The organism is Halostella sp. PRR32 (assembly GCF_034808085.1).
Taxonomy (GTDB): domain Archaea; phylum Halobacteriota; class Halobacteria; order Halobacteriales; family Natronoarchaeaceae; genus Halostella; species Halostella pelagica.
Window position 1 is genome coordinate 91,060 of record NZ_JAXHGL010000003.1, and the last position, 25,266, is coordinate 116,325.

Below are 25,266 nucleotides of genomic sequence, written 5' to 3' on the forward strand. Positions count from 1 at the left end.
ATTGTACATCTACATGCCGCACAAAAACAGCGTACGGCGACGCGATACGAGGGCTGATCGGTCCAACGGAACGACAGTGACCGACCCACAGCAATTCGCCGTCGATCACTCCGCTGACTGGGGTGTTCACCGTGACCAACGATAGCGCGGCCGAGGCGACGCGCGCGGTTGCTTCGCTTCAAGGGGACGGCGCTCCCATCGTCGTTTCGAACCGCCAACCGTACAGCCACGAGTACGAGGGCGGTGAAGTGACGGTCGACCGACCCGCAGGAGGGTTGACTGCCGCGCTCGATCCGGTGTTACAGACGGTAAACGGGACGTGGGTCGCATGGGGAAGCGGTGACGCTGACCGTGACGCCAGTGACAACGGCGTTGTCGCCGTACCTCCCGACGACCCGTCGTACGACCTTCACCGCGTGTGGCTGGACGAGGAAGCGGTCGAAGGGTACTACTACGGCTTCAGTAACCAGATGCTGTGGCCGCTGTGCCACACCGACACGGCCCGGGCCTCGTTCTCCCAGGACGACTGGGAGCAGTACCGGAGCGTCAACGCTCAGTTCGCGGAGGCGGCGACGGCCGCCGCAGACCAGTCCTCTCCCGTCATCTGGTTTCAGGACTACCACCTGTCGCTCGCGCCGCGTATCGTCCGCGAACGCCTCCTCCCCGACGCGTTCTGCATGCACTTCTGGCATCTCCCCTGGCCGGGATGGGACGCGTTCAGGGTCTGTCCGCGGGCGGCCGCGGTGCTCGACGGACTGCTCGCAAACGACCTCCTCGGCTTTCACACGCCGGAGTACTGTCAGCACTTCTTCGACTGCGTCGAACGGACGCTCGACGCGGCAGTCGACCGCGACACCGGAACGGTGCGCTACCGCGGCGGGGTCACCACGGTACGGCCCTACCGTCTCGGCATCGACGCTGCGGCGCAGGCCAAACGCGCTCGGTCGTCCGAGGCAGCGGACTTCGGGTCCGCGTTCCGCGAGACACACGGGATCCACGAGAACACGCGCCTCGTGCTCGGCGTCGACCGCCTCGACTACACGAAAGGTATCGAGCGACGTCTGGACGCGATCGAACGGCTCTTGGAGCGCTCGCCGGAGTGGCGAAACCGCCTCACGTTCGTCCAGAAGGGGGCCGAGAGCCGGAGTTCGATCCCGGCTTACAGCCGCCTCCAGACCCGCGTCGAGGAGCGGGTCGAGGAGATAAACGACCGCTTCGGTACTGACGACTGGCAACCCGTCGTCTACACCACGTCGATGTTCTCTCAGGAACACCTCGCCGGACTGTACCGCGAGGCGGACCTCGCGCTCGTCACGCCTATCCGCGACGGGATGAACCTGGTCTCCAAGGAGTTCGTCGCCGCACAGGTCGGCGACCCCGGAACGCTCGTCCTGAGCGAGTTCGCCGGCGCGGCCGAGGAGCTAGGGGAGGGTGCCGAACTGGTCAACCCGTACGACGTCGAAGCCGTGGCTGACGCCGTCGAACGCGGCCTGCGACTACCGACCAAGGAGCGCCAGCAGCGAATGCAGGTCGCCGGCACTCAGGTTCACGGGAACGACGTGTACGACTGGATCGCCGACCAGTTCCGGACCGCACGCTCGATACAGGCGGGCAAGCGATTCCCCGCCCAGCGCAGTCCTCAGTCACAGTGATGTCCGGGGAGACCGACCCAGACAACGCTCCCGAGGAGGTCGCGGCCGCCGTGACTGCCGTGACTGAAGCGCTCGGAGACGCGGACGGTCTCGCGGCGTTCACCGACTTCGACGGAACGCTCGCACCGATCGTCGACCGTCCGGATGCGGCGAGGATAGCCCCCGCCGTCGAGGAAGAACTGACGGTGCTCCGAGACCACCCCGAGACGGTTGTCGCCGTCGTCAGCGGTCGCGCGCTTGACGACCTGCGCGAACGCGTCGGCGTCGACGGGATCGGTCTCGCCGGGAACCACGGCCTCGAACTCCACGCGGGCGACGAGACGGTGGTCAACCCGGACGCCAAAGCCGCAAAAGAGACGATCGACGCGGTGTGCCAGCGCCTTCGCGAAACTATCGACATCGCCGGTGCGGTCGTCGAGAACAAGGGCGTGACGGCGACGATCCATTACCGGATGGTCGACGACAGCGAGGTCCCTCTGGTGCGCGACCGCGTCCAGGACGCTATCGCGCCCACGTCGCTGCGACTCACCGAGGGCAAGGAAGTACTCGAACTCCGTCCGGACGTGGAGTGGGACAAGGGCCGTGCCGTCGAGTGGTTGCTCGACCACCTCACGCCCGACGGGGAAGGGTGGACGCCGGTGTACGTCGGCGACGACACGACCGACGAGGCGGCCTTTCGCGCGCTGCCGCCCGAGGGCGTCGGCGTGAAGGTCGGAGGCGAGGAGACGGCAGCGGACTATCGCGTCCGGGACGTGGACGACGTTCGCAGGTTCTTCGAGGGCGTCGTGGGATCCCCGGAACTGGGCGACTCCTGATGCCAGTTCGCGTGAACGCTCCTCACTGTCGGCTGTACCTTCGGAACGATCCTCGGACTCCCCGGGACCCGATGTTCTTCTCGGGATCGCAGCCGACGGTATCAGTCGTCGGTAGTCTCGGTCCGCGCCTGGCGTTTCGCCGCTCGCTCGACGAACTCCTCCGGTAACTCGTCGATTTCGCCGGCCTGAACGCCCCAGAGGTGGGCGTAGAGGCCGTCGTTTTCGAGCAGGTCCTCGTGTGTGCCCCGCTCGACGATCTGGCCGTCTTCGAGGACGACGATCTGGTCCGCGTCCTTGATCGTCGACAGGCGGTGAGCGATCGCGAACGTGGTTCGGTCCGCGGTGAGTTTGTCCAGCGAGCGCTGGATGAGCATCTCCGTCTCCGTGTCCACGTCGCTGGTTGCCTCGTCGAGGATCAGGATCTCGGGGTCCTTGAGGATCGCTCGGGCGATGGAGATCCGCTGGCGCTGGCCGCCGGAGAGTTTCACGCCCCGCTCGCCGATATCCGTGTCGTAGCCGTCAGGCAGGTTCTGGATGAACTCGTGGGCCTCGGCCATCTTCGCGGCTTCCTCTATCTCCGCTTCGTCCGCGTCGAACGTCCCGTAGGTGATGTTTTCCTCGACCGTTCCGTAGAACAGGAACGTCTCCTGGCTCACGTAGCCGATCGACCGCCGGAGACTTGGGATCGTCACGTCGCGGAGGTCGGTGCCGTCGATCTCGATGGCTCCCTCGTTCACGTCGTACATCCGCAGGAGGAGTTTCAACACCGTCGACTTGCCGGCCCCTGTCGGGCCGACCAGCGCGAGGGTGTCTCCGCCCTCGACCTCGAACGAGACGTCCTCGATTATCGTCTCTGCCTCCTCGTAGCCGAAGGTCACGTCGTCGTAGACGACGTCGCCGTCGTCGACTGTGAGTTCATCGGCGGCGGGGTCTTCCTCGATCCGACTGGGCTCGTCCATCAGGCCGAAGATACGCTCGCTCGACGCGCGAGCGCGCTGGTACATGTTGATTATCTGCCCGAACTGCGCCATCGGCCAGATGAACCGCTGGGTAAGCAGGATGAACGTGACGAACTCGCCGCTGCTCAGCGTCCCGGTCAGCGGGCCGGGACCGCCGGCGCTCGCGGGCATAAGCACCCAGAGACCACCCGCGAGGAACGTGATGACGAAGCTCACGCCGGCGAGCAGGCGCAGTCCGGGGAAGAACTTGATCCGCGTCGCGATGGCGTCCCAGTTGGCGTCGAAGTAGTTCTGGGAGACGTCCTCGACGCGGTCCGATTCGTACTCCTCGGTGTTGCTCGTCTTGATCACCTGAATGCCGCCGAGGTTGTTCTCCAGGCGGGAGTTGACCTTCCCGACGCTGGAGCGGACGTCGGCGTACTTCGGCTGGATCGTCTCGATGAACTTCCAGGTGAACAGCCCGATCAGCGGCACGGCAACAAGCGCCACGAGGGCGAGTTGCCAGTTGTAGTAAAAGAGGATCCCGGCGATGCCGAGCACCATCACCGACAGGCGAAACATGGAGTTCATCCCGTCGTTGAGAAAGCGCTCCAGGCGATTCACGTCGTTCGAGAGGATAGACATCATCTCCCCGGTCTGCTTGTCGGCGAAAAAGTCCATGTTCAGCCGCTGCATTTTGTCGTACGTGTCCGTCCGCACCGCGTGCTGGATGTTCTGTGCGAATGAGTTCCAGCCCCAGTTGCGGATCCAGTGAAACGCCGCACCGAACGTGAACGCGGCGGCGATCAGACCGACGGTGAATATCAGTTGACTCTCCGGGTCCGACGGCAGCCACGCGTCCGGGACCAGCCACAGCGCCGCGAAGGATTTCTCGTCCCGAAAGATGGCGTCGAGCGCGAACCCGAGCAGCACGGGCGGCACGAGGTCCAGCAACCGCGCGAAGATGCTCGCGACGAGCCCGACGACGAACTGAAACGCGTTTTCACGGCCGTACTCCCCGAACAACCGCCGCATCGGGTTCTCGGCGCTCTCGCGCTGTTCCTCGAACGGGTCGTCGTCCTCCGCGTGGATACCCATCGGTATGGATCAGATCTTCCACGGTAAAAGAGATTTGTTTCGAACCGAAACACTACAGCGTCCGGGACTCGACTTCGGGGTCGATGCCGGCCTCGACTAGATCCTGTCGGATGCGGTCCCGTAACGGCGACGGGACGGACTCTCTGGCGACCGGCACCGCAGTCGACCCGTCCCCTTTCACTTTCCTTGAGGGGAGAGGGGCATAAGGGTGGGGCCGGGCTGTCACCGTGTCGCTGGTGTCGTGGGTTCCGAAATAGACGCTAACGGCGGTGGAACAGAGGGACCCGTTGGTGGAGGTAGCGGTGGTATGGAACCTACGGAAAATCACGTTATAGGGGAAATAAGGCGTGCCGAGATTGAAGGTCACGATGAAGCGAGAGTTGCTGTGTTCCCGACAAAGAAGTCTGGTCTTCCATTCCTGAAGGAAAACAACGCATGGGGGTTCGTTCGTGTAGGAAGCGAGTTTGAGTATGTAGCAATATACGTAACCGGTGATGTACGACAAGTCCTGTACTTCGCCACCGTTCAAGATGTGCTGCTACCAGAGGAAGCTGACTTGGAACGTTCTCCGCTGTCATACGTAGATAGGGACGAAATTAGTGAAGGGAAAATGGTCATTCAATTTGAACCGGGTAGTGTATATGAATTGGAAGACCCGGTTCCATTCGAAACAAAGTACCCCCAGTCGCTACAGTATACTACTCTCGGGGCGCTACGGACAGCAGAAACAACCGACGATATGCTTTAATTCTCTCTATATAATTATACTCGAAATAGAATATTTCTTTATGAATTCTGAATCGTTATCTCATTCGCCTCATCTGATTCAATGTCCAATGATTCAATCAGTGCCCTAATGACGGATTCAAAGTTCTGCAATGTAATTTCTCCCAATTCGTTAACACCGTATTCACCTTCGCTTATTCCAGCGTCGATTTTCTTAGATACCTCTTTTTTGTCCAATACAATTCCGTTAGTATCACCTAATTCTAGAACCTCTTTTATTGCACCATCGACTCTGTGGGATAACGGTTTTGAACTTTCAGAAAGTGCCTGTAACAACGATTCTTTTTCAATATTATGGACTTCAGCTGCCACTTCACAATAGAATTCTTCGAGGAATAAGTCTTCAATTGTAAACTCTCCTTCTCCGTCCATAATATCTGTTATTTGGGTGATTTTTTCTTCGGAAACATCCTGTTTAGTGAGTGTATCTTTAGCCCTTTGACCCGCATCATCAGAATCTAGTAATACTGCATATTCATAGTTCTCAGCGCTTACTAACCGACTCATATAATCGGTTTTTGATGCCCCTCCGCAATCTATTATTTTCATTTCTGCATCAAAGAATGGGCCTTCATTATCCCGACGGAAAAATTCAGAAAACCGGTTCAAATAAACCCTATCTTCAAACCCTTCAACTAATATCGTATATTTACTTGAAAATAAGGAATCCGCAAATGTGGCACCGAGGGAAGCGCGAACAGGAGCTAAGCTATCATCACTTGCCGTGTTCTGCTGACCTACTCTTTTTACTTTTGTTCCTATCCTTTGTTCTGCGCGTTCCACAACCCGAATTTGACGCAGGTTTCCCGTATCTATCATATATGGTGCATGAGTGCTATATATGACCTGATTATCCTCTGCAAGGCGATTAAGTGCCCTACGTAGGTCTTTGTGACCGCTAGGATGAAGATGAACTCCCGGGTCATCTAACAGTATGATAGAATTCGCAAATCCTTCCTCTGATTGCGTAATAACTCGTGCTAAGAAGGAAAGGAACCACCGGAGTCCTGTACTTCGGTCCGATGGCTGTTTTCTAACGTCTGATTCGTCATAGAGGTGTAAAGAGACTCTACCTCCAGATAATTCCATTCTGATGTCTATATTAGATTGGTCCCAATATCTGTTAAAAATCTGTGTGAGCCTTTTACCTGCCTGTTTTCGTCTATCGCGAATTTGGCCTGAATCTAATTCAGGGAGTTGTGACGGTTCTAATCCTGCAAATTGTAATAACGAAAAATACGCGTTACTCGCACTGGGGTCTTCCTCTAGTTCTTTTATTTTTGCTTCGTCGTCTATCTCCGTTATATTATCAAAAGAGTATATTCTTGGAAATAGTTCTAAATCTCTAACATATAAAATTATGTCGTCCCTTTCTCTATATGAATCTATCATCCCGACTACTTCTTTTATCAACTGAGATACTGACTTTCCACCCTCAGATTCCCCTCCAGATTCTGTGAGTATCTCTCTATTTTCAATCAAATAAGATTTAATACCTTCCAATATAGCTAGGAAGTCTTCTATCCTAGCGTCATCATGTAACAACTTCTCAGAACCCGTTAATTTTCCTAATCTCTCGTCCAAGTCCTTGATAAGCTGCCTCACAGTCACCTTGTACTCTATTTCTTCGATTCTTTCAGAGATGGCATATTGTAGATATTTTCGGGCATCTTGTCCCTCCTCTCGGAACTCTAACCGATGAGTTCCGTCGGCATATCGTCTTGCTATCACCTCTCTATCTTTTAGTTCTACATCTCGCTTATGTGAAAAGGCATCCTGACGTTTTGCTTTATGGTATGCTGGCCTAGTTCTTCCTGATAACTCTAGTACTGAGTACAAATGGGATACTGGGATTTTAGATTCTAAGATGACAATATTCTCTTTATCTTTTGATAGTAATTCATTGGAATTATAATCGCAGAGTTCGTTATCGTCAACGGTTCGTGTATTACCTAGCAGTGTTATGGATTCGAGAAAATTGGTTTTTCCTGCCTCGTTCCCTCCTACAAGTGTAGTAACCATCTCATCGACATTCACCCATCCAGATTTCCGAATAGACTTGTAATTTTGCACCCTAATTTCTCTAATCATACTCCACAAAGAGAAAATCCCGATATTTATATCTGCGGCCCATTTATTTCTATAATACTATATATAGTATTATGAATACTACAGGAGGCAAGATATAGCGGCAGTTCTTGTACCGCTTCTCCACCTACCATTTTGTGAATCATGAATACGTCAATACCTGATTTGGTATCGTAGAAACTGGATTTGAATCAGACAAATAATACTATTTAGGAACGGTTAAATGGTGTTGCTAAGCATGACCATGATATCGGAAATAATTGCAATTCTTCTTCAAGGTATTTCCGTAACGGTACTCGGCTGGTTTGTTTATAATGCTGGGAAACACGGTTTCTGGGTATCTGGTGACCCCCAGACAAAGGAATTCGCACAAGCGGCTGTTGTAGGATTTCTACTGGTTACTGGATTCGCAAGCAGTGCAATCCTTCGGTTTTTTCAAGAGATGACAGTTGGTTTTACTGATATCCAATTGATTGGGATAGGTATTATCATAAGTCGAGTTGTAGTAAATGAGATGGTAGACCGGTGGAGACAGGACGATAGGAAGTCACTCTACATTCACGGAATCGGATTTCTTCTGATTATATTGCCTACATTTTGATATGAGGGCGACCATCAATTGCGAGAATCGAAGGATTACCTCATTCGGTCCAATGCGTCTCGACGGTCCTCAACAGGAATAGCGTCGTACTTCATCGTTGTCTTGACCGACTTGTGGGGTGGTTGTGCCTTTATCGCTGCGGGAATTAATGACAGTGATTAAACTTATAATCTCTCCTGCCCTATCTACTAATGGAATCACACAACAGCGGCGACACGGGTGATGGCTTATCTCCTACAGAGAACGCCCCTCGATTTGGGGGTCGACGCCCGCGTCGGCGAGGTCCTCGCGAATGCGGTCCCGCAGCGGGTCCGGCACCGTCTCGCGGCCGACCGGCACCGCAGTCGACCCGTCCCCTTTCACTTTCCAGTAGAGGACGCATTCGCTCGGTTCGTAGTACTCGATACTGTACCGGTCGTCGGCACCTTCGTAGTGGACCCGCGCCGCGAACTCCTCCGCTTTCCACCCTTTCTGTGTCGCGAGGGCATTGATTGGGTCGGTCATGATCGTCTGACTGCCTCCCGCTCGGCAAGTTCGAGAGACTCTCCGGTGGTGCTGGTCGTATTCTGGCTCACGTTTACAGTCGCGTTCTCGCTCTGGTTCGCTGTTCCGTTTCCGTACTCTATCTCGATGGTGTCTCCCTCGTCGATGTCGTTCGCGTCAGTGTATCCCCGTGGCACTTCGAGGACCCACTTCCCCCGACCGCTGTACTTCTGTTCCTCGCCGTCTTCGTTCGGTCCCGGCTTTGGCGCATCGTGGATAGACGTGATAGTCCGGTTCTCGCCGATGAAGATGATGTCGAGACCGAAGTCCATCTCGCGCATGACGTAGGTCAGGTCCTGTTCGTCGTCGTAGACGAACAGCATTCCGGACCCGTTGTCCAGCGAGTCGTGTTCACTCAATCCCGTGATCCGCTCCGACTGCGTGTCCGCGACTTCCGCGTCCACGACGGCGAGCACTTCGTCGTCGCCGTCCCTGCCGTTCTCGCCGCCGTTTTCCGTGGTCTCGTTACCCCCATCTCGGACCGTCACCGTCGCCTGGTCGCGGTCTTCGGCGAAGGGGTTTTCGACGAACCCGGCCTGGACGGCGAATCCGCCGAGCAGGGCGACGACGACGAGGATCCCGGCGACGTTCAGGATCTGCCTGCGTTCCATGTCCGAACGGTCACTCTCGGGGCCCTAAGTGGTTCCGACGAGAAAGAAAACGTTATTCCTCGTGAGGGACTTGCAACGGATGCGGGCTTGTGGTCTAGTTGGTCATGACGCGGCCTTTACAAGGCCGAGATCAGCGGTTCAACTCCGCTCAAGCCCACTCTCTTCGCGTACGACCGCCCCGCAGTCGGGACACTTCTCGTCGACGATAGTCACCTGCGCGTCGCACTCCGGACAGTAGTCGCGGTAGCAGGCGCGGTCTCCCATGACTGGATGGTGTCCACGCCGATGGACAAAACACCTTCGCCGCCCCTTCTGTGTCCCCTAACGCTTTCCTGTCGGCCATCGAAGCACCTCCAATGAGCGTTGAGGTCCGTCCCGCGACGACCGACGACGTGGCGGGCGTCCGTCGCGTCGCCCATGCGGCGTGGGAGGCGGCGTACGACGACCTACTGGCCGCGGAAACGCGAGAACAGTGCCTCTCCGAGTGGTACTCGCCGGTGGCGGTCGAACGGGCCGTCACGGACACCTCGGTCGGCTACTTCGTCGCCGTCGACGACGACGTGGTGGGGTACGCGAGCGGCAGCACCGCTGGAACGGAAGGGATCGGGCACCTGTCGAGCATTTACGTCCATCCCGACCACTGGGACAATGGCGTCGGGTCTCACCTTCTGGACGCCGTCGAACAGTTCTTGGCCGCCGAAGGGGTCCGAGAGGTTCGGATACGCGTCCTCGCTGAAAACGATCTGGGTATCGAGTTCTACCGCGCCAGGGGATACGAACGCGAAGAAACCCAGACTGCCGAACTCGGCGGTCGTTCGTACCGAGAACACGTCTTCCGCGGTCGGCTCTGACCGGTTCTGTCCCGAATCGCGGTTCGGCGTAGCGTTTCGAAATCCTTTTTGCCTACATCGACCGAGAAGTGAGTGCGCGCCGCCTTAGCTCAGACTGGGAGAGCACTCGACTGAAGATCGAGCTGTCCCCGGTTCAAATCCGGGAGGCGGCATTTCTATCACGACTGAATTGTAATCGGGAGATCAGTCCCTTCTCCGTAAAGTCAAGCGGCAACCTCGATTATTCGCTTCCCGACTGCTCGCCCTCGTAGTCGTCGAGCCAGCCGCTGACGGTCTGTTGTAGCGCACCGGTCGTACTTCCGAGATTGAGGATCTGGTAGCCGTTCGACGCTTTTTCGTTCACGTCGTCCATCCCGAAGCCGAGGCCGCCGACGGGGACGTCCGCGTCGACGGCGCTGGAACGGACCGTCTCGACGGCGTCCTGCACGTCGGGGTGGTCGACCTCGCCCGGGTGTCCGAGCGACACTGAGAGGTCGAGCGGGCCGATGAAGACGAATCCCAGTTCCGGAACGGCAAGGATTTCGTCCAGGTTCTCGACCGATTCTCGGTTTTCGATCGTCACGCCCACGAGCGTTTCGCGGTCCTCGGTTTCGACGTAGTCGTCGGCGAGCCCCCAACGCCGTGCCCGTGGAGCGGCAAGACCGCGGTCACCTGCGCCGTCGTCGTACCGGAACCGCGCGGACCGGACCGCCTCGCGGACCTCCGCCGCCGTCTCCACGCGCGGGAGAAACACGTTTCTGACGCCGAGATCCAGCGCCTTCCGGACCAGCGTCGGGTCGGTGTCGGGAAGTCGGACCAGTGCTTCGATGCCCGTCCGCTCGGCCGCGCGCAGAAGATCCTCGACCGTTCCCGCGTCCCACGGATCCGGGCCGCCGTGTTCGAAGTCGAGCCAGACGAAGTCGAGCCCGAGTTCGCCGTAAAACTCCACGAGCGATGGACTGTACGTGTTGTCGAGCAGGCCCACTGCGACTTCCCCATCGTTCAGCGTCGCTGCGAGGTCGTTCGTCGGTTGTGCGTTCCCCATGGACCGACGACACTCCCGGTTTCGATAAACGTAGTGGAGCCGGTCCGTGTTGACAGTTCTCAGGATGCACAGAGGTCGCTCTCGCGTCGATCGGGGTAACGTGTCGACACCCGAGCGCCTATTCGGTGACTTCCATACAGGCCTCGTGAACGATCTCGTTGTTCTCATCGGGCCGCCGCGACTGCCCCGGGACTATCGGTTCGCCACAGGCCGAACAGCGTAGCTCCACGTCCTCGCTATCCGTTTCGATACCGATCTCCGCTTCCAGCCCTTCAGATTCACTCGTCGCTGTATATCCGACCGCGACCGCTCCGACGCCCGCAAGCGTCCCGGTCAATCGCTTCCCCTTCCGAAATGACCTGAGCGCTACGGCACCAAGAACGACAGTGAGAAGTGTCCGAGCCAGCCGGTCACGATCTTCGATCTCCTTGCTCAACTCCATATCTCGTAGATCGGGCTCCGTGTCCTTGAAGTTCATTCATCCTGGTCGATACGCGAGATCCGCGCAAGTGGCGGAGACGACGGTTCGCGTTTCCGGGCGTCCGGCCACGAACGTCGGCAGAAACCGGTCCGCGTGAGAAAGCGGAACTAGATCTGCCGGCGGAACGCGCGCAGTTCAGCGTACGCGGCGTCGTACTCGTCGTCGACGTCAGACATATCGGGCGTTCGACCGGCCGGACCAAAGTCCTGCTGCCCGATCACTTCTCCCCGTTCCGGTCGCCGAACCACAGGGTCAGCGGCGTCGCCGTCGACCCGTGAGCGACTATCGACCCGGCGACGATCAGGCTCGTGACGGCCCACACTGACCGATGTCCGGTGTGTCGAACGGCGAGGGTCGCATAGAAGACGGCGGCGACGCCGATAGGGCCGAACCAGCCGACGAACACGGCATCGCGTCGACCGTCGAGCGGGTCCAACCACCGGCACAGAGCGAAGACCATCGGTAGCCGTCTGAATAGGAGGACGGCGACGACGAGTACGGGGCCGGACGCGCCCAGCGACTCCCACGCGGCCCAGGGTACGGCCATCCCGAAGAGCACGAACACGGGGACGGTGAACAGTTGATTGACGACTTCCTGAAACCGCTGTCCCTCGATCTCGTCGGCCGGGTCGACAAGGACGCTGTAGATGTACCCGGCTGCAAACACCGCGAGGATACCGTCGCTCCCGAGCAGTTTCACCGTTCCAAGTACGGCGAACGTGAGCCCGACGGTCACCGTGAGCAACGCCGTGTCGTCCAGGTACTCCTGCTCGCTCGTCCAGCGTTCTACCGCGCCCGCGACGCCTCCGACGAGGACACCGATGACCACTGCACCGGCGACTTCCCAGAGCAACGTCTCGGTCAGCCAGCCGACGGCTACCGTCTCGGCCGGGTGCGACAGGGCGAAGATGGCGAGAGAGACGAAGGGGTACGCACCGCCGTCGTTGGCTCCCGCTTCGCCCGACAGGAAGTTCCGGACGGTTTTCGGGATGTTCTCCGCGGCTGTCCCGCCGGTGACGATGGTATTCGCGATAACGGGGTCCGTCGGCGTCACGGCCGCGCCGACGAGGAGCGAGACCCAAAGCGGCAGGTCGAGTACGAGATAGGTCAGCAGTCCGCTCGTCAGCCACATGAACGTCATTCCGACGACGAGTATCGTTCCGAGCGACCGCGCCTGCCGCCGGAAGTAGTCGTCGGGGATGCGCAACGCGATGCTCATCACGGCTATCGCCACGGTGAATCGCGCGAACTGCTCGAGTATCGCCAACGGATCGCCGAACCGGGCGAGAGTCAGGAGGTCGAATCCCTGGGGTCCGACCGCGACCCCGACCAGCGTGGCAGCCATCGGAGCCGAGAGGACGTACACCCTACTCTGTAACATCCCAGAAAACAGGCCGAGTACCAGCGCCAGACCCCCGATAACCGTCAGTCCGACGTTCAACGCCTCCATCGTCCGTGTTTCGCCGTTCAGTGACTAAACGGTCCGTGTGGTTCGCTCCAGTGCCGCTACGCGCCGAGCCAGGACCCGGTAGACACCTCTTTGCCGCGGTCCCGACAGATGTCGGCACCTTTCTGTCGCACCTCCCGCGCACGCGGCAACTGCTTTTCGTCCCGGATCGTCGCCTCGATCCAGTCGGCGAGTTCGCACGCCGCGTCATCGCCGGCGATCGCTCGCGCTTCGCGGAGCGCCTTCTTGTACGCCTGTCGTCGGTGGTCGTACTGCGACTTTCGCCTGGCGGCCTCGGTGAGCGCCCCCTCTTTCGCGGCGTCTATCTCCCGAAGTGCGTCGTTTACGTCCATGTCCGACTGTTCGACGCGAACCGGCAAAAACGCACACCGCGTGGTCGCGTCTGGCCGCGGAGACCGGCACAACACCCATGTCTTCAGGGACCCTACGCACGAGCATGCCGAACGACACAGCGTCCGACGACCTGCCGGAGTCCGAGGCGGAGTGGCGCGAACGACTGACCGACGAGGAGTACGAGATGCTCCGAGAGGGCGGGACCGAACCGCGCGGAAGCGGCGAGTACCTCAACCAGAAAGCGGACGGGACGTACGCCTGTGCCGGGTGCGGTGCCGACCTGTTCGATTCAGAGACGAAATACGAGTCCGGGTCCGGGTGGCCGAGCTTCTGGGACGCCGTCGACGACGACCGTATCGAGTCCTGTCCCGACACCAGTCTCGGCATGGAGCGGACCGAAATCGTCTGCGCTCGCTGCGGCGGCCATCTGGGCCACGTCTTCGACGACGGGCCGGACCCGACCGGAAAGCGCTACTGCGTCAACTCCGCTTCGCTCGACTTCGACGGCGATCAGTAATTCCCGCTTTCACTGTGTAGCCCCGGATTCTCGCCTGCCGGGCCGGCGATCACTCCCTTGAGTGAGGGGTGCGAACCCATAAGGAAATTCACGGGGGACGATCCCGTATGGATCTTCCCAGCCCGACCGAATCTGGCGGCGTGTTCCGGTATCTGATGGCGTTCCTGCTGGTCATCCTCGCTATCCTCCTGCTGTACGCTCTCGCGGTCGTGGCGGGACTACTGCCGCCGCCGACGTGGTTCCCTGAACCCGGCACGGAAGGGACCGAGTCGGCGGTGAGAACGGCGAGGCTCGCAGCCGTCGTCGGAACCGCCAACGTCTCCGTCCTCTGAATGCGACTCCGCTGACCGTTCACTCTGTGATGTCGAAGTATCGGTCGTAGTGGTTCGCACACCCCGGATTGAACGCAGCGCCGCAGTGCGGACACGCGTTATCGCAGTATAAATACGCCCGAACGGAAAGCGTCGTCCCGCAAACGCCGCACAGAACCGCCGCCTCGTCGAACGCGTCGCGCGGCCACCGCTCGATATCGTGGTCGGCGACCGCCTCGTGGCAGCGGAAACAGGGGTAGTACGCGCCGCAGCAGGCGAACTGTAGCGCGACCACGTCTCTCGGGCCGTCGTAATGGACACACCGCGTTTCGTGGTCCACTTCGACGCCGCGGACTGTCTCACCGCCGACTGTAACCGACACTTCTCGCTGCGTCACGGTTGTGATCCCCATCCCATCGCGTGCTCCGTCACGGTCGTAAACTCTCCGTCATTCCGTACGCGGACAGTCGTAGGTATCGCGGACCGTGTCGGCAAGCAGTCCGCCTTTCTCTATCGTGAGGTAGACGATGACGAACGGGTCTGCGGCGGGGCGGATGACGAACACCTCGAACGGCCGTTCCTCGCCGTCAGCGAGGCGGTCGATCAGTGGTTCGAGCGGTCGCATTCCGTCCCGAAACTCGCCGAACAGGTCGCGTTCGCCGCCCTGTTCGGCGAACGTGTAGACGACGCCGTTCGCCTCGCCGTCCGTGCTGTAGGTCACGTCCGCGTTCATCCCGGCACCGTCCGCGCGGGCGTCCCGCCAGGTCTCCTGGGCGGCGTCGAAGACAGTGTCCGCACCGTCGACGAACTCGATCACCGTCCGGTCCAGTACGTCGATGTCGGCCACCCGTGGAGTCTCGTCCTCCCACGCTATCGTGGCGTCGATCCGATAGCCGGGTTCGAGTTCGTCGACCGCGGACTGGGCGTCGCCGTGGCCCGTCTTCGTGACGTAGGTCGGATCCATCGTATCCACGTCGAGAAACAGCCACTCGTCGCCCTCTCGCGTCCCCTCAAGCACCCGGAACCGCCCGCTCGTTCTCGGTTGCACGTCGGATGGTTGTCGTCCGTCTCCTAAAGACTCGTCGCGTCGGCTCCCGAGTAAACTGCAGACAACTCAAACGCTATTTATTTATTTTCCTTCCATAATCGGGGGATATGTCTCCTTCCTTCAAGACATATAATCACACGGAATCGATCATTGGTGTATTAATTCACTGCAACATAGGCTCTTATACTATCACGTCGCACTCGTAGACGAGACAAAATGAGCACGAAACAGGCTTTCCAGAGCAGATCCGTTCAGCCGATCCCCGCCGAACTCGATTCGCCCCGCGCGAAACTCGTCTACCTTCAGCTGTCGGTCACGGGCGAAACGTCTATAGATGACCTCCAGTCCGCACTGGACATGCAGAAGATCACCCTTTTCGGCATCCTCAATACGCTGACGACCCACGGGTTCGCCGAGAAGCACGGCGACACCGTCGCGCCGGCCTGAGGGGATCGCAATTCGTTTCGGTATCTCGCCGAGCGGGGTCGGCAAACACCGGGACACAGTTACAGAAATCCCTATGAGATGCCCGTTCGACACGCGCTGTCGAACGATGTCGTCGACCCGCGAGCGCGAACCTATTGCCTACTGACGCCCGTTTTTCCCGCCGCCCCGTACCCGTTCGCGGGACCCCGTTTCCGACCGTACTGCGTCGGTCTCGTCGTTGATACACTGTCGGACAGCCGTCAGTACTGTTTCGTCAGTCATCGCGCGCCGAGACCCGTTGACAGTACGGCTTCGAAGGGTTTATTCGCGCGGTCAGCCTCAGTACCCTGTAATAACCATGTCAGACAAGCCAGCCTCGATGTACCGGAACATCGACAAGCCACCGTACACGCGACGCGAGTACATCACCGGCATTCCCGGATCGAAGATCGCACAGCACAAGATGGGGAACGCCGACACTGACCCCGAGGACTACCCCGTTCAGATCAGCCTCGAAGTCGAGGAAGAGGTCCAACTCCGCCACGGTTCGATGGAAGCCGCTCGCCTGTCGGCCAACCGCCACATGCTCAAGGAGGTCGGACAGGAGAACTACAAGATGATCCTGCGGAAGTTCCCCCACCACGTCATCCGGGAGAACAAGCAGGCGACCGGTGCGGGTGCGGACCGTGTCTCCGACGGGATGCGCCAGGCCTTCGGGAAGATCGTCGGCACCGCCGCCCGTATCCAGAACGGCGAGCGCATCTTCACCGTCTGGTGCGAGGTCGAGGACGCCGATGTCGCCAAGGAAGCGTTCCGCCGCGCCTACAACAAGATCTCCCCGCCGTGTCGCGTCGTCGTCGAGCGCGGCGAGGAAGAACTCATCGCGTAGACGCGACCGCTCGCCGCGGAATCGCGACCCGTTTTCACGCGGTTTTTTCGTCCCGTAGTCGTTTGTACCGCTATGCTACGACTGGCGGTCGCCAACCGCGAAGAGACGTTCGAGCGGATGGTCGACCCCCTCGAAGAACGCGGTATCGAGGCCGTTCACGTCCCGGCGCGCGAACGAGCGATCGCTTTGACCGGCGACGATCCGTTCGACGCCACCGACGACGGCCGGTTCGCTCCCGACGGGTTCGACGCCGGATTCGTGTTCCCGGGCCGGATAATGGAGGGCGGTGCCGTCGACGCTCTCCTCGACGTGCCGTGGCTCAACGGCCGTGAGGCCGTCCTCACGTCGCGGAACAAGGGAGCTGTGATAGCGGAACTTGGTCAAGCGGGACTGCCCGTTCCCGAGACGGTGATGGTGTCGAACCCCGCCGACCGGGCCGACCTGGTCGACGCGTTCGAACGGTTCGACCCGCCCGTCGTCGTCAAGCCGAACTCAGCGACCCGCGGCGCGGGCGTGGCGAAAGCGCACGACCTCGACTCCTTTCTCGGCGTCGTCGACTATCTCGACCTGGTCCACGACTACCGAGCGACCGGCGACAAGACGTTTCTCGTCCAGGAGTACCTGCCCGAGGCGACGGATTACCGGGCGATGGTCGTCGACGGCGAGTTCGTCGGCGCGGTCGAGCGCCGCCTTCCGGGGGACGCGCTGGCGGCGGGGCAGTGGAAACACAACGTCCACCGGGGGGCAGTCGCCGAGGGAGTTGACCTGTCCGCGGAACTGTGCCGCCTCGCGGAGCGGACGGCGGCGACGCTCGGCGTTCGGTTTCTCGGGGTCGACCTCCTCGTCACGCCTGACCGGACGGTGGTCAACGAGACGAACGCCCGGCCGACGATAGACGCGGCGACGAAGTATCGACCGGACTTCTACGACAGGATAGCAACCGCGATCAGAGACCTCGTCTGACGGCGGTTCGGAGCGGACGGATGCTGACGGCGACTTCGGGTACCGTTCTGCCGGGGAGTTCAGTTAACGTCGATGTCGGCGGAGTCGTCGCCCGCGCGCTCGAACGACACTTCGAGGACGCCGTTGTTGTAGGTGGCCGATGCGGAGTGTTCGTCGACCCGCACGGGGAGCGAGACGCGCTCGTCGTACTCGCGGCGTTCGCTGGCGGCGCTGATGGTGAGCACCTTTCCGTCGCACTGGAGTTCGATGTCGTCTTTCTCCACGCCGGGCAGGTCCGCGACGACGCGGATCTGTTCGTCGGTCTCGTGGATGTCGACGTGGGTGTCGGATCCGAACCCGGCCGAACTCTCGAAACGCATGTCGGCACTACCGGTGCCGGCACCCATCATCTCGTTCATCATCCGCTCTATCTCCCGGAACAGGTCGTCGAAAGGCTCGTCGCGGTCGTCGCGTCGCATACGACACCGTAGGGACAGCGCGGGCAAAAACCTTCTGTCAGTCGCGGATGTCGCCGGACACTGACGACGCAGAAACCAGAATCGGCGTCCGGGCCGCGCTCAGATGCCGAGGTCGAGCGCCTCGTTCGTTCGCTCGATGCTCTCCTCGGCGTCGGCGAGTTCGGACACTGCACGGAGCGCGTCGACGTTCTCCGGGACGACGTCGCTCTCCTGGTGGATCGCCTGAAAGAGGAACAGTTCGTCGTCCTCCATCGTTATCGACTCCTCCCAGATGCAGTTCTCCCAGATGTCACCTCGCGGGCGGCCGACGTCCCGAGCGAGTTCCTTGAGCTTGCCGGGACCGTCGATCCGCATCCCTTCGGGGACGAGGAACAGCCGAGACTCGTCGGCCAGCAACTCCTTCACTTCGGCGGCGTCGGGCGCGGAGCCGAGCTGGACGTTGATACTGTGGACGTGCATCAGCGTCGACGGGACCTTCAGCCCGGCGGTGTGGATGTCGAGGTCCGGGAAAACCGTCTGAACGTCCGGACCGTGGTGGGACGGCAACTCGACCGGGTCCGGGAGAATGTCGTCGATCGGACCGCGGTTCGACTGGTCGGGGTCGCCGCCGCGGCGGACGAGCGTCGCGCGGACCTGCTCTACACCGTACGCCTCGTACAGCGGTGCGAGAAGGCGCGACAGTCCGGTCGTGTTGCAGGAGACGACCCGCACGTACTGCTCGCCGAGCGCTTCGGAGTAGTTCGCGCGGGCGTTGAAACTGGTTTCGGCGACGTCCGGCGCTTCGGCCCCTTGGAACAGCGCCGGCGTGTCGTGGTTCTCGTACAGCGGTTTGTTCTCTGCACCTATGCCGCCGGGCGTCGCGTCGACGACGACGTCGCTTTCGGCGACGAGGTCGTCGACGGTTCCGTCGACGTCGAGACCGGCCGTCTCGAACTCTCCCACCCCGTCGGCACCCGCTACGTACAGCGAGTAACCGGCGCGGTCGGCACTCTCGGCGACGAAGTCCGCCGACGTCTTCGCGACGCCGTGGACTTCCATGTCCGGTTGCGCCTGGACGGCGTCCGCGACGCGTTTCCCGATAGTGCCGTACCCGTTGATGCCCACATGGAGCATATGACCTCCTCCGACGTTGATGGGGATAACCTTTTCGTGTCAATATGATAGATTTTAACTCGAAATTGAGTAGTGGCGGGGAAATTCAGGGGACGTAGCCGGCCTTCTCTCGGTGCAAGTTAACTACTCCCTATGAAATAAATATTACCTATCCGAACTTTTCTCAGTGTGGGCGTCGTGTCTCCCGTCGTCGACCGCGGAACACCTGACTGTCTTTCGATAGCTTCGAGAGCTCTCAGATCGCCGGTTTGTTGGATAAATACTTTACTGCCCGCCCTCTATTATTCAGATATGAGTAAAGATTCAGATGCTACGCGTACGGTCGCGGAGAGTGCCGATCCCATCAGAATCGGGCTGAACGGGTTCGGTCGCATCGGCCGGAACGTCTTCCGGGCGGCGATGGACACGGCCGGCGCGGAGGTCGTCGGCATCAACGACGTGATGGACAGCGAGGACATGGCGTACCTTCTGGAGTACGACACCGTTCACAGCACGCTCGACGGCGTCGACCTCGACGGCGACGAACTCACCGTCGGCGACCTCTCCGTTCCGCTTCTCTCCGAGAAGGACCCCGCAAAGCTCCCGTGGGACGAGTACGACGTCGACGTCGCCTTCGAGTGCACCGGTCTCTTCCGGACCTACGACGACGCGTACAAACACATCGAGGCCGGCGCGGACAAGGCCGTCATCTCCGCTCCGCCGAAGGGCGAGACGGAGGTCAAGACGATCGTCTACGGCGTCAACGACGACGAGTACGAGGGCGAGGACGTGGTCTCGAACGCCTCCTGTACGACGAACAGCGTCTCCCCCGTCGCGAAGGTGTTAGACGAGGAGTTCGGCATCGAGTCCGGCATGCTGACCACGGTCCACGCCTACACCGGGTCCCAGAACCTCATCGACGGGCCGAAGGCGAAGACCCGACGCGGCCGCGCTGCAGCGGAGAACATCGTCCCGACGTCGACCGGTGCCGCGAAGGCGACGACGGAAGTCCTGCCGGAACTGGCCGGGAAACTCGACGGCATGGCGATGCGCGTCCCCGTCCCCGACGGCTCCATCACGGACTTCACCGTCGACCTCGAAGCGGACGCCTCCGCCGAGGAGGTAAACGAGGCGTTCAAGCGGGCCGCCCGCGGCGACCTGGAAGGCGTTCTCGGCTACACCGAAGACGAGGTCGTCTCTCGCGACATCGTCGGCGTTCCCTTCTCGTCGCTGGTCGACCTCCAGTCGACGATGGAAGTCGAGGCCGAAGACGGCCTGATCAAGGTACTCGCCTGGTACGACAACGAGTACGGCTTCGCGAATCGGATGCTAGACGTCGCCGGGCTCGTCAGCGAGAAGGAAACGGACAAGTCCGCAGAGGTTGAGCCTTCGGCCTGAGTCCGAATGTTCCAAACTCTCGACGACCTCGCGCCCGATCAGCGACTGCTGGTCCGCCTCGACCTGAACGCGCCCATCGAAGACGGCCGCGCGCAGGACCACCGCCGGTTCGAGCGTCACGCAGACACGGTGCAGGAACTGGTCGACGACGGCCACGCAGTCGTCCTGATGGCTCACCAGGGCCGTCCGGGCCGAGATACGTTCGTCTCGCTGGAATCTCACGCCGACGTGCTCGCCTCCCATCTCGACCGTGCGGTCTCGTTCGTGGACGACGTGTACGGCGACGACGCCCTGTCCGCCATCGACGACACCGAGAGAGGCGACGTTCTCCTGCTGGAGAACGTCCGCTTTCTCGAAGACGAGGAGTTGGGCGACCGTTCGCCCGAGGACCACGCCCGGAGCGAGTTCGTACAGACGCTCGCGCCGGAGTTCGACGCCTACGTCAACGACGCCTACTCCGCGGCCCACCGCGCACACGCCTCCATCGTCGGTTTCCCGCAGGTGATGGACGCCTACGCCGGCCGCGTGATGGTCGACGAGTACGAGTACAACACCAGTATCGAACGCCGCGACTTCGACGGCAAAGTGACGATGGCGCTCGGCGGCACCAAAGCCGAGGACGTCATCGCCGCCATGGACCATCTGGACGAGACGGTCGACCAGTTCCTGCTCGGCGGCGTCGTCGGCGAACTGTTTCTCCGCTCGGCGGGCTATCCGGTCGGCTACGATCTCCCTGACGGGACGGGCCTCTACGACGACAACTACGAGAAAAACGAGGCGATCATAGAGCGCGTGCTCGACGAGTACGGCGACCGTATCGCGCTCCCCGAGGACATGGCGTACGAGGACGAGAGCGGTGACCGCGCCGAACACGACGTCGACGACATCGACGAAAAATCAGTTTCCTACATGGATGTCGGCCACGGCACCGTCGAGACGTACGCTCCCCACATCGAGGAGTCCGAGGCCGTCCTCGTGAAGGGCGCGCTCGGCGTCTTCGAGGACGAGCGGTTCAGTTACGGGACCGTCGAAGTGCTCCGCGCAGTCGCCGACTCCGACTGCTTCTCGGTCGTCGGCGGCGGCGACACCTCCCGAACCGTCACGATGTATGACTTGGGCGAGGAGAACTTCGACCACCTCTCGATCGCTGGCGGCGCGTATCTCCGCGCACTCACCGGGGAACCGCTCGCGGCCGTCGAGGCACTGCGTCAGGAGTGAGCGCGCCGATCGAGCGGATCCCAGCCGCTGGGAGTTCGATCACCCACGGGTACCCTCCGCGGAACCGAATGGATTCAGGCGAGGCTCTCTTCCGGTCACCCGATCTTATCCGTCGTGTTGACCGTGATATCCGGTATTTCGACGTGGTCCGGACGGGAGACAGCGAACGTTATCGCCTCCGCCACGTCGGACGGGTTCAGCGCCCGGCCGTCCCACTCCTCCCAGTCGTTCATCTCGCTGGCGACCGGTCCCGGCATGACGATCGTCACCCGGACATCCTCCTCGGACATCTCCTTCCGGAGGGACCGGCAGAACCCGTTGACGCCGAACTTCGACGCAGTGTAGGCGCTCCCGCCCTCAGCGGGATAGCGAGCGTTCATCGAAGACACGGCGACGATGTCACCCCCGTCCGACGCGAGCATGGCGGGCAACGCGGCGTGAGTCGTGTTCATCACCCCGAGCAGGTTGACCCGGACCTGCCGCCGAAAGTCAGCCCTGTCAGCGTCCGCGACCGGGTCGGATCGGAGCACGCCGGCGTTGTTGACGAGGATATCGACGCTACCGAACGCGTCCCGCGTCTCCTCGACCATCGCCGTGACCTCGTCCTCGTCGGCGACGTCGGTCGGAACGACGAGCGCTCTCCCGTTTTCGATCTCGTCGGCGATCTCCGCCAGTCGGTCCTCGCGACGGGCCACCAGCGCAACGGCACAGCCCTCGCGTGCAAGCGCCCTTGCCGTCGCCTCGCCGATTCCCGACGACGCCCCGGTCACTATTGCTGTCCTGTCTGCCAAATCCATATCTGCCATGTAGAGTGCCTCCTGATAAACGTCTCCGCTCCACGAACGGAGTCGTTTTATGTGATATAGTAATCCACGTCGACTATGACTGAGACGGGGACGGATATCGACACGGCCGAACTCGAAACGTTCCTTTCGAGCGAATTAGACGTGGGCGGGGTCGAAACCGAGGTAGTTCACGATGGGCTCAATCTGTCCATCGTGATCTCGACACCTGAGGACGAGCAAGCATACGTTCTGCGACGGCCGAACAAGCTGAGACACACGGAGTCGTTTAACGAGTTGCGTCAGGAGTACAATGTGTTGCAACTGCTCGGAGAGACCGCCGTACCCGCTCCGGAACCGGTCCTGATTTGCGAGGACAACCCGGATATCGATGACCCGTTTCTGGTGATGACGTATCTCGACGGAGAGACGATCCCGCTGGGTTCCGCACCGCCCGAACGGTTTCGAAACACGGCAGCGCGCGACCGGATCGCCACCGTCCTGACCGATACGCTCGCCGAGATCCACACGGTAGATGCGGAGCAGTTCGCGGACGTGTGTGAACGGCAGACGACGAAGGCACAGGTCGAACGCGTCATCGACCAACTCGGCAATGCGACCCGGGTGACCGGACACGATCCCTCCGCACTCTGGGATGTCGCGGACTGGCTTCGGGACAACGTCCCGTCGGACACCGAGACGGCCCTCGTTCACGGGGATTACCGGCCGAGCAACGTTCTCTTCGGGGGGACGGACAGGCCCGAGATCACCGGTGTTCTCGACTGGGAAACGGCGTTTCTCGGCGACCCGCTGACCGAACTCGGATACCTTCTGCTCCGGTGGCGAGACGACGGCGACCCGACGCCGTCACTTGCCGGAATTCGGGACCGATGTTCGAACGAGGACGTGATACAGGACCTGAACGAAACCAACGACCGTGGGCTCGCTCCGTTCACCAACGAACCGGGCAGTCCCAGCCGACGGGACCTCGTCGCTCGGTACGAGGACGAGACGGGGATGTCGTTCGAAAACGAGCGGTTCTACCGAGCGTTCGCGGCGTTTACGCTCGCGACTGTTTGGGAGGACCTCCACCGCAACCAGATAGAAGCCGGGGCGGAGTCCGACTGGGAGCCGTACGTCGATTACATGGCGCTGATAGCTGATAGTATCGCCAGCGGGGAGTTCCGGCTTTAGGCGAGTTCGGTATCAGTGGCTCTCTCCGTCTCACGGGCGAGTTCACGTCGAACTCTACCACTTTCTACGCCGCCACCGCTCGCAGTTAGCGACCGCACACGCTTTTCCCGGCCGTCGCCGTACCGGCGCACATGCGAATCGGCATCGTCTCCGACACGCACGACAACGTCGACGTGGTCGAGCGGGCGGTCGAACACTTCGAGCGCGAGGACGTCGACGCCGTCGTCCACTGCGGCGATTTCGTTGCGCCGTTCTCCGCGACGCCGTTCGAGCGCGAGGCGTGGGAGTTCCACGCCGTCCGGGGGAACAACGACGGCGAGTGGAACCTGCAGGCGGCGGTCGAGGCGTTCGGCACGTACCACGGCGAGATGGCCGAACTGACGCTCGACGGCACCGACTTCGCGGTGTATCACGGCACCAGCATGCCCATCGTGCGGGCGCTGGTCGAGCGCGGCGAGTACGACTACGTCCTCCACGGGCACACCCACCAGTGCGCTCACGAGGAGGGCGGAACCGTCCGGATCAATCCGGGTGGCATCTCGATCCCGCCCGCGCCCGAACCGCTCCACGCCGCCGTCCTCGATACGGACGCCGGCGAGGTCGCGTTCGAGCGGATAGAAGACAAGGACTAACCTCCCGCCCCGCGCACGTCTCCCCATGAGCGACCTCCGGAACTCCGCCAAGACGGCGGTCGAACAGTGTCTGAACCTCGGGACCGAGGAGTCCTGCGCCGTCGTCACCGATGACAAGCGCGAGGCGATCGGCGAGGCGCTGTACGAGGTGGCGAGCGAGATCACCGACGACGCGACGCTCCTGCGGTACCCGCCGGGCGACCAGCACGGCGAGGAACCGCCGGCCCCCGTCGCGGCGGCGATGCGGGAGGCCGACGTGTTTCTCGCACCGACGACGAAGAGCCTGAGCCACACCCGCGCACGCGGCGAGGCCTGCGAGGCGGGCGCTCGCGGCGCGACCCTACCCGGCATCACTGAAGAGGTGTTCACCACGGGACTGGACGCCGATTACGAGTCCATCGCCGCCGAGTGCGAGGCGATGCTGGAACGGGTGGGCGACGCGGAGGAGGTCCGCGTGACGACGGAGCGCGGCACCGACATCACGTTCTATCCGGGCGACCGCGAGTGGCTCTCGGACACCGGCATGGTCCGCGACCCGGGCGACTTCTCTAACCTGCCCGCGGGCGAGGTGTTCGTCAGCCCCGAGAGCGCCGACGGGACGTACGTCGTCGACGGGACGATGATGCCCCACGGCCTGCTCGACGACGGCGAGACCCTGGAGTTCGAAGTCGAAGACGGCTACGTCACCTCGATCAGCGACGACGACATCCGCGGACAGGTCGAGGCGGCAGCCGACGAGGTGGGCGACGCCGCCGAGGGGACCTCGGCGAGCTCCGACGCGCCGCGTCGGAACGCGGCGTACAACCTCGCCGAACTCGGCATCGGGACGAACGTCGCCGTCACGGAACTCGTCGGGTCTGTTCTGTTAGACGAGAAAGCCGGCGGCACTGTCCACATCGCCCTCGGCGACGACGCGGGCATCGGCGGCGACACGGACGCCCCTATCCACCTCGACGGGATCATCCGCGACCCGACGGTGTACGCGGACGGCGAAGCCGTCGAACTACCGGAGGGGGTCTGAGACGCGGCCTCGGCGGTCGTTCCACGCC

30 protein-coding genes and 2 tRNA genes are annotated in these 25,266 nt (G+C 61.2%); 17 read left to right on the forward strand and 15 right to left on the reverse strand.

Annotation, left to right across the window (positions count from 1 at the left end; genetic code table 11):
• The first annotated feature begins 131 nt into the window (after positions 1-131).
• Both SM753_RS10295 and otsB read left to right on the forward strand, forming a co-directional pair.
• Entirely contained in the window at positions 132-1,652 is a 1,521-nt protein-coding gene (locus tag SM753_RS10295; RefSeq protein ID WP_323191533.1) for a trehalose-6-phosphate synthase, read from the forward strand.
• Positions 1,652-2,467, forward strand: coding sequence for a trehalose-phosphatase (gene otsB, locus SM753_RS10300; RefSeq protein WP_323191534.1), 816 nt, complete (start codon positions 1,652-1,654; stop codon positions 2,465-2,467). Before SM753_RS10295 ends, otsB begins: the two co-directional genes overlap by 1 nt.
• A 101-nt stretch (positions 2,468-2,568) precedes the next feature.
• On the opposite strand, the gene SM753_RS10305 is transcribed toward otsB, so the two are convergent.
• Positions 2,569-4,503, reverse strand: coding sequence for an ABC transporter ATP-binding protein (locus tag SM753_RS10305; protein ID WP_323191535.1), 1,935 nt, complete (start codon positions 4,501-4,503; stop codon positions 2,569-2,571).
• A 52-nt stretch (positions 4,504-4,555) separates the two neighbouring features.
• A complete protein-coding gene (locus SM753_RS21375) occupies positions 4,556-4,831 on the reverse strand; it encodes a hypothetical protein (protein ID WP_369335347.1) in 276 nt (91 codons plus the stop codon).
• Between SM753_RS21375 and SM753_RS10315 the strand changes: the two genes are divergently transcribed.
• Positions 4,811-5,251, forward strand: coding sequence for a hypothetical protein (locus SM753_RS10315; RefSeq protein ID WP_323191537.1), 441 nt, complete (start codon positions 4,811-4,813; stop codon positions 5,249-5,251). The two genes, SM753_RS21375 and SM753_RS10315, sit on opposite strands and share 21 nt — an antisense overlap.
• A gap of 38 nt (positions 5,252-5,289) precedes the next feature.
• On the opposite strand, the gene SM753_RS10320 is transcribed toward SM753_RS10315, so the two are convergent.
• Positions 5,290-7,380 carry an AAA family ATPase gene (locus tag SM753_RS10320; protein WP_323191538.1) on the reverse strand — a complete coding sequence of 697 codons (2,091 nt, stop codon included), beginning with the start codon at positions 7,378-7,380 and terminating at the stop codon, positions 5,290-5,292.
• Between the two features lie 235 nt (positions 7,381-7,615).
• Here SM753_RS10320 and SM753_RS10325 point away from each other — a divergent pair, with 235 nt between their 5' ends.
• A complete protein-coding gene (locus SM753_RS10325) occupies positions 7,616-7,978 on the forward strand; it encodes a hypothetical protein (protein ID WP_323191539.1) in 363 nt (120 codons plus the stop codon).
• 234 nt (positions 7,979-8,212) lie between these two features.
• On the opposite strand, the gene SM753_RS10330 is transcribed toward SM753_RS10325, so the two are convergent.
• Positions 8,213-8,482 (reverse strand): hypothetical protein, encoded by a 270-nt coding sequence (locus SM753_RS10330; RefSeq protein WP_323191540.1) that lies wholly within the window; start codon positions 8,480-8,482, stop codon positions 8,213-8,215.
• Positions 8,479-9,132, reverse strand: a complete 654-nt coding sequence (locus SM753_RS10335) for a DUF192 domain-containing protein (protein ID WP_323191541.1) — start codon at positions 9,130-9,132, stop codon at positions 8,479-8,481. Before SM753_RS10335 ends, SM753_RS10330 begins: the two co-directional genes overlap by 4 nt.
• Positions 9,133-9,215: 83 nt before the next feature.
• On the opposite strand from SM753_RS10335, the gene SM753_RS10340 reads away from it, so the two are divergent.
• Positions 9,216-9,289: transfer RNA gene (locus SM753_RS10340), tRNA-Val, on the forward strand.
• Here SM753_RS10340 and SM753_RS10345 read toward each other — a convergent pair.
• On the reverse strand, positions 9,271-9,396 hold the full coding sequence (locus SM753_RS10345) for a hypothetical protein (RefSeq protein WP_259371274.1): 126 nt from the start codon (positions 9,394-9,396) through the stop codon (positions 9,271-9,273). The two genes, SM753_RS10340 and SM753_RS10345, sit on opposite strands and share 19 nt — an antisense overlap.
• 92 nt (positions 9,397-9,488) lie before the next feature.
• Here SM753_RS10345 and SM753_RS10350 point away from each other — a divergent pair, with 92 nt between their 5' ends.
• Both SM753_RS10350 and SM753_RS10355 read left to right on the forward strand, forming a co-directional pair.
• On the forward strand, positions 9,489-9,983 hold the full coding sequence (locus tag SM753_RS10350; RefSeq protein ID WP_323191542.1) for a GNAT family N-acetyltransferase: 495 nt from the start codon (positions 9,489-9,491) through the stop codon (positions 9,981-9,983).
• Positions 9,984-10,061: 78 nt separating this feature from the next.
• A tRNA-Phe gene (locus tag SM753_RS10355) sits at positions 10,062-10,135 on the forward strand.
• Between the two features lie 68 nt (positions 10,136-10,203).
• Here the strand turns inward: SM753_RS10355 and SM753_RS10360 are convergent.
• The 4 genes from SM753_RS10360 to SM753_RS10375 all read right to left on the reverse strand — a co-directional run bounded on the left by SM753_RS10360 (position 10,204) and on the right by SM753_RS10375 (position 13,288).
• Positions 10,204-11,007, reverse strand: coding sequence for an aldolase/citrate lyase family protein (locus SM753_RS10360; protein WP_323191543.1), 804 nt, complete (start codon positions 11,005-11,007; stop codon positions 10,204-10,206).
• 118 nt (positions 11,008-11,125) lie between these two features.
• Positions 11,126-11,449: a DUF2892 domain-containing protein gene (locus SM753_RS10365; RefSeq protein WP_138796607.1), complete on the reverse strand. Its 324-nt coding sequence runs from the start codon at positions 11,447-11,449 to the stop codon at positions 11,126-11,128.
• Between the two features lie 256 nt (positions 11,450-11,705).
• On the reverse strand, positions 11,706-12,938 hold the full coding sequence (locus SM753_RS10370) for a cation:proton antiporter (RefSeq protein WP_323191544.1): 1,233 nt from the start codon (positions 12,936-12,938) through the stop codon (positions 11,706-11,708).
• Positions 12,939-12,994: 56 nt separating this feature from the next.
• Positions 12,995-13,288: a hypothetical protein gene (locus SM753_RS10375; protein ID WP_323191545.1), complete on the reverse strand. Its 294-nt coding sequence runs from the start codon at positions 13,286-13,288 to the stop codon at positions 12,995-12,997.
• A 104-nt stretch (positions 13,289-13,392) separates the two neighbouring features.
• Between SM753_RS10375 and msrB the strand changes: the two genes are divergently transcribed.
• Positions 13,393-13,806 carry a peptide-methionine (R)-S-oxide reductase MsrB gene (msrB, locus tag SM753_RS10380; protein WP_323191546.1) on the forward strand — a complete coding sequence of 138 codons (414 nt, stop codon included), beginning with the start codon at positions 13,393-13,395 and terminating at the stop codon, positions 13,804-13,806.
• Positions 13,807-13,913: 107 nt separating this feature from the next.
• Positions 13,914-14,138 carry a hypothetical protein gene (locus tag SM753_RS10385; protein WP_323191547.1) on the forward strand — a complete coding sequence of 75 codons (225 nt, stop codon included), beginning with the start codon at positions 13,914-13,916 and terminating at the stop codon, positions 14,136-14,138.
• A gap of 19 nt (positions 14,139-14,157) precedes the next feature.
• Here the strand turns inward: SM753_RS10385 and SM753_RS10390 are convergent, their stop codons facing one another.
• Together SM753_RS10390 and SM753_RS10395 are read right to left on the reverse strand one after the other, a co-directional pair.
• Positions 14,158-14,529: a CHY zinc finger protein gene (locus tag SM753_RS10390; RefSeq protein ID WP_323191548.1), complete on the reverse strand. Its 372-nt coding sequence runs from the start codon at positions 14,527-14,529 to the stop codon at positions 14,158-14,160.
• 36 nt (positions 14,530-14,565) lie between these two features.
• The gene (locus SM753_RS10395) at positions 14,566-15,165 is read right to left on the reverse strand and encodes a DUF6663 family protein (protein WP_323191549.1); all 600 of its coding nucleotides are present in this window, start codon (positions 15,163-15,165) and stop codon (positions 14,566-14,568) included.
• 216 nt (positions 15,166-15,381) lie between these two features.
• Between SM753_RS10395 and SM753_RS10400 the strand changes: the two genes are divergently transcribed.
• The 3 genes from SM753_RS10400 to SM753_RS10410 all read left to right on the forward strand — a co-directional run bounded on the left by SM753_RS10400 (position 15,382) and on the right by SM753_RS10410 (position 17,443).
• The gene (locus SM753_RS10400; protein ID WP_323191550.1) at positions 15,382-15,612 is read left to right on the forward strand and encodes a TrmB family transcriptional regulator; all 231 of its coding nucleotides are present in this window, start codon (positions 15,382-15,384) and stop codon (positions 15,610-15,612) included.
• 337 nt (positions 15,613-15,949) lie between these two features.
• A complete protein-coding gene (locus tag SM753_RS10405) occupies positions 15,950-16,480 on the forward strand; it encodes a 50S ribosomal protein L16 (RefSeq protein ID WP_323191551.1) in 531 nt (176 codons plus the stop codon).
• A 72-nt stretch (positions 16,481-16,552) separates the two neighbouring features.
• Positions 16,553-17,443, forward strand: a complete 891-nt coding sequence (locus tag SM753_RS10410; protein ID WP_323191552.1) for a RimK family alpha-L-glutamate ligase — start codon at positions 16,553-16,555, stop codon at positions 17,441-17,443.
• 59 nt (positions 17,444-17,502) lie between these two features.
• Here the strand turns inward: SM753_RS10410 and SM753_RS10415 are convergent, their stop codons facing one another.
• Both SM753_RS10415 and SM753_RS10420 read right to left on the reverse strand, forming a co-directional pair.
• On the reverse strand, positions 17,503-17,901 hold the full coding sequence (locus SM753_RS10415) for an Hsp20/alpha crystallin family protein (RefSeq protein WP_323191553.1): 399 nt from the start codon (positions 17,899-17,901) through the stop codon (positions 17,503-17,505).
• A gap of 99 nt (positions 17,902-18,000) precedes the next feature.
• Positions 18,001-19,014 carry a type II glyceraldehyde-3-phosphate dehydrogenase gene (locus tag SM753_RS10420; protein ID WP_135533909.1) on the reverse strand — a complete coding sequence of 338 codons (1,014 nt, stop codon included), beginning with the start codon at positions 19,012-19,014 and terminating at the stop codon, positions 18,001-18,003.
• Positions 19,015-19,305: 291 nt separating this feature from the next.
• On the opposite strand from SM753_RS10420, the gene gap reads away from it, so the two are divergent.
• Both gap and pgk read left to right on the forward strand, forming a co-directional pair.
• Complete coding sequence (gap, locus tag SM753_RS10425) at positions 19,306-20,391, forward strand: type I glyceraldehyde-3-phosphate dehydrogenase (protein ID WP_323191554.1); 1,086 nt, start codon at positions 19,306-19,308, stop codon at positions 20,389-20,391.
• A gap of 6 nt (positions 20,392-20,397) precedes the next feature.
• Positions 20,398-21,609, forward strand: a complete 1,212-nt coding sequence (gene pgk / locus SM753_RS10430) for a phosphoglycerate kinase (RefSeq protein ID WP_323191555.1) — start codon at positions 20,398-20,400, stop codon at positions 21,607-21,609.
• A 95-nt stretch (positions 21,610-21,704) separates the two neighbouring features.
• Here pgk and SM753_RS10435 read toward each other — a convergent pair whose 3' ends face one another.
• Positions 21,705-22,406: an SDR family oxidoreductase gene (locus SM753_RS10435; protein ID WP_323191556.1), complete on the reverse strand. Its 702-nt coding sequence runs from the start codon at positions 22,404-22,406 to the stop codon at positions 21,705-21,707.
• An 84-nt stretch (positions 22,407-22,490) separates the two neighbouring features.
• Here SM753_RS10435 and SM753_RS10440 point away from each other — a divergent pair, with 84 nt between their 5' ends.
• The 3 genes from SM753_RS10440 (at position 22,491) to SM753_RS10450 (ending at position 25,238) form a co-directional block, all read left to right on the forward strand.
• A complete protein-coding gene (locus tag SM753_RS10440) occupies positions 22,491-23,585 on the forward strand; it encodes a phosphotransferase family protein (RefSeq protein ID WP_323191557.1) in 1,095 nt (364 codons plus the stop codon).
• Between the two features lie 131 nt (positions 23,586-23,716).
• Positions 23,717-24,217, forward strand: a complete 501-nt coding sequence (locus SM753_RS10445; RefSeq protein ID WP_323191558.1) for a metallophosphoesterase — start codon at positions 23,717-23,719, stop codon at positions 24,215-24,217.
• Positions 24,218-24,242: 25 nt separating this feature from the next.
• Positions 24,243-25,238, forward strand: coding sequence for an aminopeptidase (locus tag SM753_RS10450; RefSeq protein WP_323191559.1), 996 nt, complete (start codon positions 24,243-24,245; stop codon positions 25,236-25,238).
• The last annotated feature ends 28 nt before the right edge of the window (positions 25,239-25,266 follow it).